Annotated in this window: 14 protein-coding genes; 12 read left to right on the top strand and 2 right to left on the bottom strand. The window is 62.3% G+C overall.

Annotated features, from left to right (window positions below):
* The first annotated feature begins 145 nt into the window (after nt 1-145).
* From ADU59_RS16120 to dhaL (ADU59_RS16080), 8 genes are all read left to right on the top strand, one after another.
* Nucleotides 146-1,624 carry a sugar ABC transporter ATP-binding protein gene (locus tag ADU59_RS16120; protein ID WP_068955142.1) on the top strand — a complete coding sequence of 493 codons (1,479 nt, stop codon included), beginning with the start codon at nt 146-148 and terminating at the stop codon, nt 1,622-1,624.
* A gap of 51 nt (nt 1,625-1,675) precedes the next feature.
* Complete coding sequence (locus tag ADU59_RS16115; protein ID WP_068955141.1) at nt 1,676-2,680, top strand: ABC transporter permease; 1,005 nt, start codon at nt 1,676-1,678, stop codon at nt 2,678-2,680.
* An 83-nt stretch (nt 2,681-2,763) separates the two neighbouring features.
* A complete protein-coding gene (locus tag ADU59_RS16110) occupies nt 2,764-3,753 on the top strand; it encodes a substrate-binding domain-containing protein (RefSeq protein ID WP_068955140.1) in 990 nt (329 codons plus the stop codon).
* A 70-nt stretch (nt 3,754-3,823) separates the two neighbouring features.
* Entirely contained in the window at nt 3,824-4,597 is a 774-nt protein-coding gene (locus ADU59_RS16105) for an SDR family oxidoreductase (protein ID WP_068955139.1), read from the top strand.
* Between the two features lie 28 nt (nt 4,598-4,625).
* Nucleotides 4,626-5,618: a dihydroxyacetone kinase subunit DhaK gene (locus tag ADU59_RS16100; protein WP_068955138.1), complete on the top strand. Its 993-nt coding sequence runs from the start codon at nt 4,626-4,628 to the stop codon at nt 5,616-5,618.
* A 14-nt stretch (nt 5,619-5,632) separates the two neighbouring features.
* Nucleotides 5,633-6,274, top strand: coding sequence for a dihydroxyacetone kinase subunit DhaL (dhaL, locus tag ADU59_RS16095; protein WP_068955137.1), 642 nt, complete (start codon nt 5,633-5,635; stop codon nt 6,272-6,274).
* A 178-nt stretch (nt 6,275-6,452) separates the two neighbouring features.
* Nucleotides 6,453-8,540, top strand: coding sequence for a bifunctional sugar-binding transcriptional regulator/dihydroxyacetone kinase subunit DhaK (locus ADU59_RS29675; RefSeq protein WP_083198298.1), 2,088 nt, complete (start codon nt 6,453-6,455; stop codon nt 8,538-8,540).
* A 60-nt stretch (nt 8,541-8,600) separates the two neighbouring features.
* Entirely contained in the window at nt 8,601-9,260 is a 660-nt protein-coding gene (dhaL, locus tag ADU59_RS16080) for a dihydroxyacetone kinase subunit DhaL (RefSeq protein WP_068955136.1), read from the top strand.
* A 52-nt stretch (nt 9,261-9,312) separates the two neighbouring features.
* Here dhaL (ADU59_RS16080) and ADU59_RS16075 read toward each other — a convergent pair whose 3' ends face one another.
* Both ADU59_RS16075 and ADU59_RS16070 read right to left on the bottom strand, forming a co-directional pair.
* Entirely contained in the window at nt 9,313-9,711 is a 399-nt protein-coding gene (locus ADU59_RS16075) for a DUF983 domain-containing protein (RefSeq protein WP_068955135.1), read from the bottom strand.
* Nucleotides 9,712-9,854: 143 nt separating this feature from the next.
* Nucleotides 9,855-11,258: an aminotransferase-like domain-containing protein gene (locus ADU59_RS16070; RefSeq protein ID WP_068955134.1), complete on the bottom strand. Its 1,404-nt coding sequence runs from the start codon at nt 11,256-11,258 to the stop codon at nt 9,855-9,857.
* A gap of 366 nt (nt 11,259-11,624) precedes the next feature.
* Between ADU59_RS16070 and ADU59_RS16060 the strand changes: the two genes are divergently transcribed.
* From ADU59_RS16060 to ADU59_RS16045, 4 genes are all read left to right on the top strand, one after another.
* A complete protein-coding gene (locus tag ADU59_RS16060; protein WP_045021474.1) occupies nt 11,625-12,107 on the top strand; it encodes an MSMEG_0572/Sll0783 family nitrogen starvation response protein in 483 nt (160 codons plus the stop codon).
* Between the two features lie 74 nt (nt 12,108-12,181).
* Complete coding sequence (locus ADU59_RS16055; protein ID WP_068955132.1) at nt 12,182-13,225, top strand: Nit6803 family nitrilase; 1,044 nt, start codon at nt 12,182-12,184, stop codon at nt 13,223-13,225.
* Nucleotides 13,158-14,270 (top strand): MSMEG_0568 family radical SAM protein, encoded by a 1,113-nt coding sequence (locus ADU59_RS16050; RefSeq protein ID WP_193427086.1) that lies wholly within the window; start codon nt 13,158-13,160, stop codon nt 14,268-14,270. Before ADU59_RS16055 ends, ADU59_RS16050 begins: the two co-directional genes overlap by 68 nt.
* On the top strand, nt 14,267-14,809 hold the full coding sequence (locus tag ADU59_RS16045) for an MSMEG_0567/Sll0786 family nitrogen starvation N-acetyltransferase (RefSeq protein ID WP_068955131.1): 543 nt from the start codon (nt 14,267-14,269) through the stop codon (nt 14,807-14,809). The genes ADU59_RS16050 and ADU59_RS16045 overlap by 4 nt, the downstream gene beginning before the upstream one ends.
* Nucleotides 14,810-14,811: the final 2 nt, after the last annotated feature.

Below are 14,811 nucleotides of genomic sequence, written 5' to 3'. Positions count from 1 at the left end.
TCCCGGCGAGGAGAAAAGACCATGACCTTACAAAAGTCAGCAGAATATAATCATAAGTCAGAATTCAATATTGACATTTGTCGACTTAATATTGATATTTGTCAAATCGGCAGATGAGGTATTGCCGGGGCTTGGGAGGGTCGCAATGCAATCGCTTTTGAAAGTGGAAGGCCTGACGAAGTCGTTCGGCGGTGTTGCAGCCCTTCGCGATGGCCGCTTCGAACTCGAAGGCGGGTCCGTGCATGCGCTCTGCGGCGGCAACGGCGCGGGAAAGTCGACCTTTCTTTCCATCCTGATGGGCATCCACAAACGTGACGGCGGCAAGATCTGGCGGCGCGGCACGCCGGTCGAGTTCAACAGTCCCGCCGAGGCGCTCGCCTCCGGTATCGCCATCATCGAGCAGGAGCTAAGCCCGGTTCCGCACATGACGGTGGCGGAGAACATCTATCTCGGCCGCGAGCCCTCGGCCCGGTTCGGCGGAATCGATTTCAAGACGATGAACCGCAATGCACAGGCGCTGCTGGACCGGCTGGAATTCAGCATCCGCGCCAATCAGTACATGATGAACCTGTCGGTGGCGCAGATGCAGCTGGTGGAGATCGCCAAGGCGCTCAGCCACGATGCCGAAGTGATCTTCATGGACGAGCCGACGTCCGCGATCGGCGAAAAGGAGGCACAGCAGCTCTTCGCAGCGATCGCCCGCCTCAAGGCCGAGGGCAAGGGCGTCGTCTATGTCTCGCACCGCCTCTCGGAAATCTTCCAGATCGCCGACAGCTACACGGTGTTTCGCGACGGCTCCTATGTCGGCAGCGGCCGGCTGGCGGATATCGACCGTCCCGGCCTGATCCGCATGATCGTCGGCCGAGAGCTGGGCGAGGAATATATCAAGACCAACGCGCCGACGGACGTGACGGGCTTCGAGGTTTCAGGGCTGACGGCGCCCGGAAAGATCGAAGATATTTCCTTTGCCGTGCGCAAGGGCGAGATCTTCGGCATCTACGGCCTGATGGGCTCCGGACGCACCGAAATCTTCAACTGCCTCTTTGGCCTGGACAAGCCAACCGCAGGTGAGATGCGCCTCGGCGGTCAGTCGATTTCGGTATCCAAGCCGGCAGACGCCATGCGGCAAGGCATCGCTTTCGTCACCGAAAACCGCAAGGTCACCGGCCTCAATCTTTCCGACAGCGTCCGCAACAATATCTGCCTGGCAAGTCTGCCGGAAATGAGCCCGTCCTTCACCATGCGCGGGCGCGAGGAACAGGCCGCCAGCCGCGACATGATCGCCCATTTCGGCATCAAGGCTGCGCGCGACACCATGCCGGTCTCCGGCCTTTCCGGCGGCAATCAGCAGAAGGTCGTGCTCGGCAAATGGTTTCTGCGCAACCCCAAGGTCCTGCTTCTGGATGAGCCGACACGCGGCGTCGATGTCGGTGCCAAGCGGGAAATCTATCGCATCATCTGCGACTTCGCCGCTGACGGTGGCACGGTCGTGATGATCTCATCGGAAATTGATGAAGTCCTCGGCATGTCCGACCGCATCCTCGTCATGCGAGGCGGCCGGTCTGCCGGAATCTACAGCCGCGAGGAGACGGACGCGCAGTCGCTTGTCCATCTGTCCACCTGACAGGCCGCCACCAGCCCTGCACTTCCGTCCGGCATCGAAAGAGGTAACACCGTGTCCAGCATAGACAACAAACCGGCCAGCACCTGGTTCAGTTCGGATCGCCGTCGGCTGATCATCCAGGAATACGGGATCTTCCTCGCCTTCCTGCTGCTCGCCTTCATTCTTTCACTTTCGAACGAATATTTCCTGACGCCCGGCAATATTTCCAACGTGCTGCTGCAGACGTCGATCAACGGCGTTCTGGCGATCGGCATGACCTTCGTGATCCTGACGCGCGGCATCGACCTTTCGGTTGGCTCGGTCGTGGCGCTGACGGGCATCGTCAGCGCCAGCTTTGCAACCACATCTGCGACCGCGGGCATTGCGGGTGGACCCTACCCGTTCTACGTCGCGCTGGCGATCGGCATCCTCGTCGGCCTTGCCTGCGGCGCTCTGGTCGGCCTGATCGTTTCGCGCTTTGCTGTCCCGGCTTTCGTCGCAACGCTCGGCATGCTGTCGGCTGCGCGCGGCGCAACACTGATCTATGGCGGCGGCAAGCCCGTGCCCGCCCTGACGCCCGAATTCCGCTGGATCGGGACCGGCAATATCCTCGGCATTCCGATGCCGGTGATCCTGCTTGCCATCGTCTTTGCCGTCTCCTGGTGGGTGCTGACCCGGACGCGCTATGGCCGCTACATCTACGCTGTCGGCGGCAACCCGCATGCGGCAAAGACCTCCGGCATCAACGTCACCCGCATGAAGTTCTCGGTCTACATGATCTCGGGCAGCCTGTCCGGTCTTGCCGGCATGATGCTCTCGGCGCGCACCGGCTCCGCCCTGCCGCAGGCGGGTATCGCTTACGAACTGGATGCGATCGCAGCCGTCGTCATCGGCGGGACCAGCCTTTCCGGTGGCGTCGGCCGGGTCACCGGAACGCTGATCGGCGCTCTCATCATCGGCGTCATGAACAACGGTCTCGATCTGATGGGCATCCAGTCCTACTACCAGCAGGTTCTGAAGGGCGCGCTGATCGTCGGCGCCGTCATGCTCGACCAGAAACGCAATCAGGGTCTGTGAACCAAGCCATTCGGGTGCCTCGCACCCGTCACTGCAACGGTGCGCCATGACGGCTCCCGGACTTTTCAACGGAGGAGAATGACATGAAGAAACTGCTGATTGCCCTTGCCGCAACGACGGCGCTGATGATGTCGCCGGCCATGGCCCAGGATAAGAAACTGAAGATCGGGGCAGCCCCCTATGGCCTCAATGCCGAGTTCATGCAGATCTGGTCGGCAGCGCTCGAACAGCATCCGGCCGTCAAGAGCGGAGAGATCGAACTTACGGTGTTCGACGGCCGCTACGACGCACTGGTCCAGCAGGAACAGTTCAACACGATGATCACCCAGAAGTTCGATGCGATCATCTTCGTGCCGATCGATATCGAAGCGGGCGCCACCGCCGTTCAGGCGGCCCATGACGCCGGCATTCCGGTCGTCGGCTCCAACACCCGTGTCAATTCGGACCTGCTTGCATCCTATGTCGGCTCGGACGACACCATTTCCGGCTACATGGAAGCCAAGACCGTGCTCGACAAGATCGGCTGCAAGGGCAATGTCGTGATCCTCGAAGGCCCGATCGGCCAGTCGGCACAGATCTCGCGCCTCGAAGGCAACAAGAAGGCGCTGGCGGAATGCCCTGATGTCAAGGTGCTGGAGGACCAGACGGCAAACTGGTCGCGTGCCGAAGCCCAGACGCTGATGGAAAACTGGCTGACCTCGCATGCCGGCCAGATCAACGGCATCATCGGCCAGAACGACGAAATGGCGCTTGGCGCCATCGAAGCCATCAAGTCGGCCAAACTCAAGACCGAGGATTTCGCGATCGCCGGTATCGACGGCATCACGGATGCGCTGACTGCCGTCAAGGACGGCACGATGACCTCGATCCTTCAGGATGCCAGCGCTCAGGCGCAGGGCGCCCTGGATCTCGCGATTTTCCACGCCAAGAAGGGTGACTACAAGCCGGAATCGGCCATCTGGAGCCAGTATCCGGAGATGCCCTTCAACGACGGCAAGGACAAGGAATACAATGTTCCGTGGACGCCCGTAACGGCTGAGAATGTCGACAAGCTGCTGGAAGCGCGTAAGTAAGTAAAACACGAGCGGGGCGGCCACTCCACCGGGCAGGCCGCCCCGTCCACCCACAAGAGAGGTTTGACCTATGACCGACACTGCCCCGCAGATCGACCTGAACTTTCCTTTGACCGGCAAGGTGGCGCTGGTCACCGGCGGCGCCTCCGGCATCGGCGCGGCGGTAACCGCCGCCTTTGCCGCCAAGGGCGCAAGGGTCGCCGTGCTCGATATCAACGCCGATGCCGCCGCCGCACAGGCCAGCCGGATCGGCGGGGGCGCCAAGCCGTTCGTCTGTAATGTAGCCGAACCCGCTTCGGTCCAGGCTGCCGTTGCCGATGTCCTCGCAGCCTTCGGCGGCATCGACATTGCCGTCAACAGCGCCGGCGTTGCCTTTCTCGCCCCCGCCGAGGACCTGTCGCTGGAGCATTGGGACAAGACCATCGACATCAATCTGAAGGGCACATTCCTGGTGACCCAGGCCGTCGGCCGGGCGATGATCGCAGCCGCCAAGGGCGGCAAGATCATCAATCTGGCCTCGCAGGCAGGCACGGTTGCCATCGAGGAACACGTCGCCTATTGCGCCTCGAAATTCGGTGTGATCGGCCTGTCGAAGACCTTTGCCGCCGAATGGGGCAAGTACGGCATCTGCGTCAACACGCTGTCGCCGACCATCGTTCTCACCGAGCTGGGCAAGAAGGCCTGGGCCGGCGAAAAGGGCGAAGCTGCGCGCAAGCGCATTCCCACGGGACGCTTTGCCTATCCGGAAGAAATTGCCGCCGCGGCCGTGTTTCTGGCCTCCGCCGGTGCGGACATGATCAATGGTGCCGATCTTCTGATCGATGGCGGCTACACGATCCTCTGACGCGCGACGATCATTGACAGGAGTTATCATGCAACGTTTCATCAACAATCCGGACGAAGTGGTCGAAGACACGGTCAAGGGTTTCGTCAAGGCGCATAGCGATCTCGTTCGGCTTGCCGACAATCCGCGGGTCATCGTGTCGAAGACTGCGCCGGTAGCGGGCAAGGTCGGCGTCATCACCGGCGGCGGTTCCGGACATGAGCCGGCCTTCATCGGCTATACCGGCCGCAACATGCTGGATGCCGTGGCCGTCGGCGAGCTGTTCTCGTCGCCAACGGCCAAGAGTTTTTACGACGCCATGCGCGAGGCCAATTGTGGCAAGGGTGTGGTCTGCCTCTACGGCAATTATGCCGGCGACAACATGAACGTGAAGATGGCGATCAAACTGGCAGCGAAGGACGGCATCGAGATCGCCACCGTGGTCGCCAATGACGACGTCTGCTCGGCGCCACCGGACGAGCGCCACAAGCGGCGCGGCGTAGCCGGCGAGATCTTCATGTGGAAGGCCGGCGGCGCCAAGGCTGCCACCGGCGCATCGCTGGAAGAGGTGCGGGCGACCGCGCAGAAGGCGATCGACAACTGCCGCTCGATCGGCGTCGGCCTCGGCCCCTGCACCCTGCCCGCCGTCGGCCATCCGAATTTCCGGATCGAGCCGGGCACGATGGAAGTCGGCATCGGCCACCACGGAGAGCCCGGCGTCCGGGTCGAACCCTTGAAGACCGCCGACGCGGTGGCAAAGGACATGTGCAAGATCGTGCTCGACGATCACGATCTGCCGGCCGGAACCGACGTCGCGGTGCTGGTCTCCGGTCTCGGGGCCACGCCGCTCAACGAACTCTATATCCTCTACGATACGATCGAGCAGGAGATCACCGCGCGCGGCCTCAAGATCCACAAGACCTATATCGGCAATTACTTCACCTCGCTCGAAATGGTCGGGGCGACACTATCGGTAATGGCCCTCGACGACGAGCTGAAGACGCTCATCGATGCCGAGGCCCATTGCACCATCGTAGTTTGACGGGGGATTTGACCATGCAGACATTTTCCAATGCGGCGGCGGGCGGCATCGTTGCCGCGCTGGCCGGGCGGATCATCGAAAATCGCGCCTATCTCAGCGAGATCGACGGCAAGATCGGCGACGGCGACCACGGCGTCAACATGGCCAAGGGGTTCGGTATGGCGGCCGAGCGGCTGAAGGGCAAGGATGCCTCGCTCGCCGAGGCGCTCGACACGCTCGGCACGGTGCTGATGACGGAAATCGGCGGCTCGATGGGACCGCTCTACGGCGTGATGTTTACCGAGTTTGCCGAACAGCTTCAGGGTGTCGAGGCCGTGGATGCCAAGACCTACAGTGCCATGCTGCATGCGGGGCTGGACGGCATCCAGGCAATCGGCTCGGCCAAGGTCGGCGACAAGACGCTGATCGACACGCTGGTTCCGGCCGTGGAAGCCTTCGATGCGGCAACGGCAGCGGGCAAGTCCTTCGGCGAGGCGCTGACTGCCCTTGTCGACGCTGCGGAAGCCGGGCGTGATTCGACCATCGATCTCGTCGCCAAAATCGGACGCGCCAGCCGTCTCGGCGAGCGCTCGCTCGGCGTGCTCGATGCCGGCGCAACATCCTGCGCCATCATCCTGAAGGAACTCTCGCTCGGTGCGCGCGCCCTGCTGCAGTAAACCTCCCGGGACGGCGCGGCCACGGCGGAAAACGCTGTGGTCGCGCGCCGCCTCTTTCGGATTGCGGTTGCAAACGGTGGGTATTGCTTCCATCTTCGCGGCCTGATGTGTGACAGCAGCCTTTGTGCGTCTGAAAGGACGCGCAGCACTGTCGTGGACGAGGGAACAGCGGAATTTCATGACACCCAAGACACCATCGCCCCGCAAGGGCGGCGCGAGCCGGATCGGCACGACGGAGAGCCTCGAGGTCATGCCGCTGCGTTATGGCGACGATCCCTATGTCTGGGCCTGCTGGCTCTATTACGAAGACGGCATGACCCAGGGCGAGATCGCCGATGCGATGGGGGTGTCGCGCGCCACCGTCAACAGCTATCTGGCCGATGCGCGTGAAATGGGCATCGTCAACATATCGCTGGAGCCGGCCCGGCTTGCCTCGCTGACGATCGCGCAGGAGCTCAAGCGGCATTTCGGCCTTGCGGACTGTCTCGTCGTCCCCAGCGACGACAACGCCCGGCCGCTGATCGACCGGCTTGGAGTCGCCGGTGCCCATGCGCTGCAGAAGCTCTTGAAATCGGGCGATACGCTTGCCGTCGCCTGGGGCCGGACGATCCTGTCCGTCGGCGAGCATACGAATATCGGCTCGTTGCAGGACATGACCGTCGTCCAGGCGACGGGCGGCACCACCGCATCCTTTGCCTATACGCCGGAACTGACCGCCTCGGCCGTTGCACAGGCGATCTCCGCGCGCTGCGTCAACATCACGGCCCCTGCCGTCGTCGCCTCGCCCGAAATGCAGCGCATGCTTCTGGACGAGCCCCTGCTCAAGGAGCAGTTCGCAACGCTCGCCCGCGCGAACCGGATCGTCTTTGGCATCTCGTCGCTCAGACCGAACTCGACGATCCACACCAGCGGCTTCTTCGAATCCGTGCCGCTGCAGCAATATCTTGCCAAGGGTGCCGCCGGCGTCGTGGCGGGCCGCTTCATCGACGAACGCGGCAAGCCGGTAACAGGCCCGCTGGATGATCGCACCATCGGCATCTCGCTGGAGATGCTGCGCGGCATCAGTACGCGGATCGCAGTTGCCGGCGGTTTCGACAAGGTGCCTGCCCTGCTGGCGGCACTTCGGGGCGGTTACGCCAATGTTCTCATCACCGATGCGGCGACCGGCGGCGGTATCCTGCGGGCGGATGGGGTGACCAGCCTCGACAGCCGTCTTTCTCAACGTCAGAAGCCGATTGCCACGCCGAGCAGTTACCGCACCCACGTCAAGAAATTCCTTAACAATCCCAATGATGTGGTGGAGGAAATGCTGGAGGGCGCCGTCAGCGCCCATCGGAAATACCTGGAACCGATCAAGGGCTCGCAGCGCGCGCTCGTTGCCCGCTACGGTCCGCGCGCCGGCAAGGTTGGCCTGGTCATCGGTGGTGGTACCGGTCACGAACCGGCCTTTCTCGGCTATGTCGGCAAGGGCCTGGCCGATGCCGTCGCCATCGGCAACATCTTCTCCTCGCCACCGCCGGATCCCATCGTCCAGTGCGCACTGGCCGCTTCCGGCGGCAAAGGCGTGTTGTTCGTCTACGGCAATTATGCCGGCGACGTGATGAACTTCGAAATGGCCGCCGAAATGGCCGAGGAACAAGGTATTCCGATCCGCACGGTGTTGACGACCGACGATATTGCCTCGTCCCCTTTGGAGGACAAGGATGGCCGGCGCGGCGTGGCCGGCAATTTCTTCATCTTCAAGGTCGCCGGTGCCGCCTGCGATCAGGGTCTGACGCTGGATGCCTGCGAAGCCGCGACCCGGAAAGCCAACGACCGGACCTTTACCGTCGGCGTGGCGCTGGAGCCATGCTCGATGCCCCAGACCCGGCGGCACAATTTCGAGATCGGCCCGGAGGATATGGAAATCGGCATGGGCATCCATGGCGAGCCCGGCGTCTCGCGTGAGCGCATCCGCACGGCCGACGAGGTGGTCGATGCGATCATGGACAACATCTTCAAGGAAATGAAGGCGCAGCCGGGCGACCGGGTGGCGGTTCTGGTCAATTCCTTTGGTGCGACGCCGATGATGGAACTGTACATCCTCTTCCGCCGCGTCGAGCAACGGCTGGCGGCCAAGAACATCGTCATCGAGGCCAACTGGGTCGGGCATTATTGCACGTCGCTGGATATGGCCGGCGCCTCGATCTCGATCCTGCATCTCGACCCGCAGCTGACCGAACTGCTGCACCATCCTTGTGAAACCGCAGTCCTGAATATCAACTAGCATGGGCCGGCGGTTCGACGGAGGGACCGCCGGGCTGTGCGAGGCACCGGGAGGAATACCATGTCCAAGAGCGCGGCGCGAAGCATGGCCAGTATGTTTCAGATGATGTCGCAGATGATCGAGACTGAAAAGGATCATCTTTCGGAACTCGACGGTGCCATCGGCGATGGCGACCACGGGATCACCATGTCCATCGGCTTTCTCGCCATCAACGCCGAACTGTCAAAACTCGATCTTGACCGGGCAAGCCTCTCGGACGTGATGTCGACCGCGGCAAGCGGCTTCCTGAATGCTGTCGGCGCCTCGACCGGGCCGCTTTATGCGACCGGCTTTCGCCGTGCCGCCAAGGCACTCGCTGGTCACGATGCGCTGGACCTGTCCGCCTGCACCGACGTGATCGAAGCCATTTCAGCCGGCATCCGGGAACGCGGCAAGGGGCAACGTGGCGACAAGACGATGCTCGACGTCTGGCTTCCGGCGGCGGACGCGGCGGCACATGCGCGCGCCGAGAACAAGCCTGTGGACGCCTACTGGCATGATGTGGTGACAGCAGCGGACAATGGCGCCGCCGCCACCCGCTCGATGATCGCGACGAAGGGACGGGCGGCCAGAGTTCGCGAGCGATCACTCGGCCACATTGACCCCGGAGCCGCCTCCGCTGCCCTCCTGATCCGGGTGATGGCCGAGGCGCTTCGGCCGGATCGCCGGGACGGCGCCTGAAGGCTCGGATACAACTGTTTCGTACTCCGTCGATCACCAACGGGACGTGATCTTACGTTTCCTTGACTGGCGTAGACGGCGTGCGGACGAGCTTGCCCTCTTCCGCCTTGTAGAAATATTGGCTGGCGACCAGCCATCCCTTCAGCGGCCGCAAAGGCGGTATGCAGGTGGCCAGCATGAAAGGACCGGTGACCAGAAGCTGGACCCACAGGGGCGCGCTGTGCTGGACTTCCAGCCACACGCCGAGCAGGACGCTTGGAATACAGGCAAAGCACATGACGAAAAACGCGGGGCCATCTGCCGGATCGGCGAAGCCATAGTCGAGACCGCAGGCTTCGCATTCGGGCCGCATCTTCAGGAAACCGTTGAAAATATGCCCTTGGCCGCAGCGCGGGCATCTTCCCTTGAGCCCCGTTGTCGTCGGCGGGAGTGGCGGCCATTCCGTTTGCATGACGAATGCTCCTATGTTTGCGATCAATATCGTTATTGATTGCAGTCAATATAGATACATTCATCCGATTGATGCGATATGGCATAGTGACGCAGACGCCCGCTCACTCTGTAGCGAGACGCGTTTCTTGCCAGCACGTAAGACTAGAAGAAGGATGCAGCGAGTTCCGGCGGGCCTTCGAGCGCGTGGCCCATATATTCGAGGGCGCCCTGAAGCTTTTCCCTGTCGATGGGACCACCGAGGCAGACGCGCACCGCCTCCGGAGCCGGACCTTCGACGGTGAAGGCATCACTGGCGACGACGCCGATGCCGGAAGCGCGCATGTGGCTGCCGAAGGTCGAGCGCGTCCAGCCGTTCGTTAGCGGCAGCCAGATGTTGAAGCTGATCGGATCGCCGCGATAGCTGCCCGCCGGCAGAATGGCTGCGACCATTTCCTGGCGTGCCGTTGCTTCCTTGCGGATGAAGCGCAGGATCGTATCGGCCGTGCCGTCCTCGATCCAGCGGGTGGCCAGCGCCATGTTGAGCGGCGACGCCATGACATTGTTGGCGCGCATCGCGCTGACGAAAGGCCAGATCGCCTTGGTATCCGGGGCGACGACATAGGCCAGCCGGAGGCCGGCGCCGATGCATTTGGCCAGCCCGCCGATATGCCAGGTGAGGTCCGGAGCCATGGCAGCGAATGGCGGCGGCGCATGCAGCGGAATGAAGCCATAGGCGTCATCCTCGATGATCGGCACGTGATATTTGCGCGCCACCGCGCAGATTTCCTCGCGCCGCCGTTCGGGGATCGTCAGCGTCACCGGGTTCTGCAGGGTCGGGTTGAGATAAAGCCCCTTGGGCTTCAGTCTCTCGCAAGCATCGGCGAAGGCGTCCGGCAGGATGCCGTACTCGTCCATCGGCAACCCGGAAAGGTTGAGGCGCAATTGCGCGGCGATCGAGCGGATACCGGGATAGGTGATGCTTTCCGACAGGATGATTTCGCCCGGCTTGGCCAAGAGGCCGCAAATCGCCAATAGCGCGGGGTGCGCCCCGGGCGTCACGAAGATGCGCTCCTGCGACGGCACGAGCCCGCGCCGGCTGAGCCAGGCGGCGGCGGCCTCCTTATCCATGCCCGAACCGCCGAACCCCTGATAGCGCAACAGCGGGATGAGACTGGAGGCGACCGCCGAGAGGCCCTCGCGCATCCGGGCGATCAGCTCCGGATCGGTCGGCTCCGGCGGCATGTTCATTGAAAGGTCGATCGCAGAGGTGCGGCGCGGATCGGGAGCGGTGTCGGATGCGAAACCACGACGTTCCTTATCGGCGCCACCGGTGACGAAGGTGCCGCGGCCGACATGCGAATCCACCAGCCCACGCTTTTGCGCCTCGACATAGCCGCGTGCCACGGTGGTGAAATCGATATTCAGGCGCTTGGCCAGCTCGCGCTGCGGCGGCAGCCGGTCTCCGATGACCAGATGACCGCTGCGCAAATCCATCTCGATCAGATCGGCGATGGCCATGTAACGGGGGCTGCCGCTGCGGCTGAGATCGGGTCGCCAGTCTTTCATCGTGATGCTGCCATGTTCTTCTTGATCGACATTGACTGTATATTGTTGCAGCTACGCCCTGTCACGAAAAATGTCTCGGCTGCCGGGATAAATGGTATTCGCGGGAAAGATCCGCCAACACAGCGCCTCCGGCAAACTTATTGAATGCATAATGATGGCATTCATCTTGAACTTTCCTGCATTCGATTTTTGCACTGAATCGCCCAGAAAATCGGCCTCGAATTTTCCTTCTCCAAAATTGATTGCATAATTGAATGTATTTTTTCGATATTTGACTGCCGTTTGTGCAAAATCAATCTGGCACGGGGCTTGCAATTGGATGGATACTCCCCGGATGGGGATCGGATTTCAACCAAGGAGCCATCCATGCCCGCAGTGACCAAGCCAGCCAATCAAAAAGGCGACTTTCTTGTCGACTACGAAGAAAAGGTTTTCGAAGACGTCCAGGCGACAGCCGGCGAGAAAGCCCTCGTCACCTTCCATACCGTCGCCTTCGAAGGCTCGATCGGTTTCGTCAATCTGCTGCAGGCCACCCGCCTGAAGCGGAAGGGCTTCGAAACGTCCATCCTGCTCTACGGCCCGGGCGTGACGCTCGGTGTTCAGCGCGGCTTTCCGACGCTTGGCGCCGAAGCCTTTCCCGGCCACCTGAACTTCAACAACCAGATCGTCAAATTCATGGAAGAGGGTGGCAAGGTCTATGCCTGCCGCTTCGCACTGCAGGCGCTCTACGGCCATGGCGAAGGCGCGCTGATCCCCGGCATCAAGCCGATCAGTCCGCTCGACGTGCTGGACCTGATCCTCATCCATCGCCGCGATGGCGCCTTTATCCTCGATACCTGGACCCTTTAGAGCCGCCGTTTATCCATCGAAAACGGGCGGAGCCCCCTGCTCCGCCCCTCACTTCACCGACCGAGGAATTCGTCATGGAGAAAAAGTCGACCGTCCGGGTTGCCGCCGTCCAGATCGCGCCGGATCTGACGTCTCGCGAAAAAACGCTTGCGCGCGTGCTGGATGCTATCCGCGAGGCAGCGGCCAAGGGCGCCGAACTGATCGTTTTCCCGGAGACCTTCGTTCCCTGGTATCCGTATTTTTCCTTCGTCCTGCCGCCCGTCCTGTCCGGCCGCGAGCACGTCCGGCTCTACGAAGAGGCGGTGACCGTCCCGAGCGCGGCCACGCAAAGCGTCGCGGCGGCGGCGCGCGAACACGGCATCGTCGTGGCGCTGGGCGTCAACGAACGGGATCACGGCACGCTCTACAACACCCAGCTTCTGTTCGATGCCGACGGAACGCTGATCCTCAAGCGCCGCAAGATCACGCCGACCTTCCACGAGCGGATGATCTGGGGTCAGGGCGACGCGTCCGGCCTGAAGGTCGTCGATAGCGCTGTCGGCCGCCTCGGAGCACTGGCCTGCTGGGAACACTACAATCCGCTGGCCCGCTACGCGCTGATGGCCCAGCACGAGGAAATCCACATCGCCCAGTTTCCGGGCTCGATGGTCGGGCCGATCTTTGCCGATCAGATGGAGGTAACGATCCGCCACCATGCGCTGGAAAGCGGCTGTTTCGTCGTCAATTCCACAGGCTGGCTGAGCGACGAGCAGATTGCCTCGATCACTCCGGATCAGGGCCTTCAAAAGGCCCTGCGTGGCGGCTGCATGACGGCGATCATCTCGCCGGAAGGCAAGCATGTCGTTCCCCCGCTGACCGAAGGCGAAGGTATCCTGATTGCCGATCTCGACATGAGCCTGATCGTCAAACGCAAGCGGATGATGGACTCGGTCGGCCACTATGCCCGCCCCGAACTGCTGCATCTGGTGATGGACGGGCGCGCCACCGCGCCGATGACGGATGCATCCCTTCTTTCAACTCCCGACATCGCACCGACAAGGACAAAGACCGATGGAGAACTCCCTCTCGACCGAAACGCTGATCAACGAGTTGCAGTCCTTCGGAGCCCGGCTGGTTGATCCGAAGGCCGGACACGAGAGCCGCCGCGGCGGTGCCGGGCCTTCCGACCACAAGGCGATCACCATCGATGGCATGACGGTGATGGTGCCGGTACACACGGCGCCGGCCTTCGAAAGCCCCTATCTGGTGGAAAAACCGGATGATGCCGGCAAAAGCCGCATCAGCCGCGATGGCACGGTCATCGGCGAGGTGTCCTTCCCCTTGCGTCCGCGCTTCTACGAGCGCTCAACGGCGGACGGCATCCCCTATTCGCAGATTGCCGTCCTGCACGGCAAGGACGTGCTGGCAACGACGGTACTGCAAACCTGCATCCGCTATCAGAGCCGCACCAAGACCTGTCAGTTCTGCGCCATCGGCCAGTCGCTCGCAGCCGGCCGCACGGTGGCGCACAAGACACCCCAACAACTTGCCGAAGTTGCCAAGGCCGCCGTCGAACTCGATGGTGTCAAGCATATGGTGATGACCACGGGAACGCCGAAGGGCGACGACCGGGGTGCCGCCGTGCTTGCCGAAAGTGCCCGTGCCATCAAGGCGGCCGTCGACCTGCCGATCCAGGCGCAATGCGAGCCGCCGGAAGACAACATCTGGTTTCAGCGCATGAAGGACGCCGGCGTCGATGCGCTCGGTATGCATCTCGAAGTCGTCACGCCAGAAATCCGCGCCCGCATCATGCCCGGCAAGGCGCAGGTGCCGATCGAGAAATACATGGCGTCCTTCAAGGCGGCCGTCGCGGTTTTCGGTCGTGGGCAGGTCTCCACCTATATCCTCGCCGGTCTGGGCGATACAAGCGAGGCCATCCTCGATATCTGCGCGAAGCTCGTGGCGCTCGGCGTCTATCCCTTCGTCGTGCCCTTCGTGCCGATTTCCGGAACGCCGCTCGAAAGCCACCCGGCGCCAAAGCCGGAGTTCATGCACTCGATCCTCGCGCCGCTCTCAAGGATGCTGGTCGAGAGCGGGTTGAAGGCCGTAGATATCAAGGCCGGCTGCGGCAAATGTGGCGCCTGCTCGGCCCTTTCCACCTATGAAAGGATGCTGACCAGATGATCTTCGAACCTTTCGCACCCTATCGCGCCAGTGAATTCCAGGTGAAGTTCGCCACATCCGGCTGGGAGCGGCAGCAAGCCCATGCGCTGCGCCGCGCGGTCTTCTGCCGGGAGCAGCAAATCTTCAAGGATGACGACCGCGACGCAATCGACGATTACGCAACGCCGATTGTTGCCCTCTCGATGCTCGGAGTAGCCGCCGACCGGCTCGTCGGTACGGTGCGCATCCATGAAGCAGAACCGGGCGTCTGGTGGGGCTCGCGCCTCGCCGTGCACGAAGATTTCCGCAAGATCGGCGCGCTGGGAGCGACGCTCATCAGGCTCGCCGTCTCCTCTGCCCATGCGATGGGCTGCCACACCTTTCTGGCCAATGTGCAGGTACAGAACGGCCTCCTGTTCCGGCGCCTGCATTGGGACCTGCTCGCCGAAATTGAAATCCACGGCAAACCGCATCTGAGCATGAAGGCCGACCTTAATTTCTATCCGCCCTGCATCACACCGGAGGCCGGCTTCGTCGCACTCCCCAGGAAGGCGGCATGACC

The organism is Pararhizobium polonicum (genome assembly GCF_001687365.1).
In the GTDB taxonomy this organism is placed as follows: domain Bacteria; phylum Pseudomonadota; class Alphaproteobacteria; order Rhizobiales; family Rhizobiaceae; genus Pararhizobium; species Pararhizobium polonicum.
The sequence above is the reverse complement of the archived record's forward strand: the minus strand, read 5'-3'. Positions and strand labels throughout refer to the sequence as shown.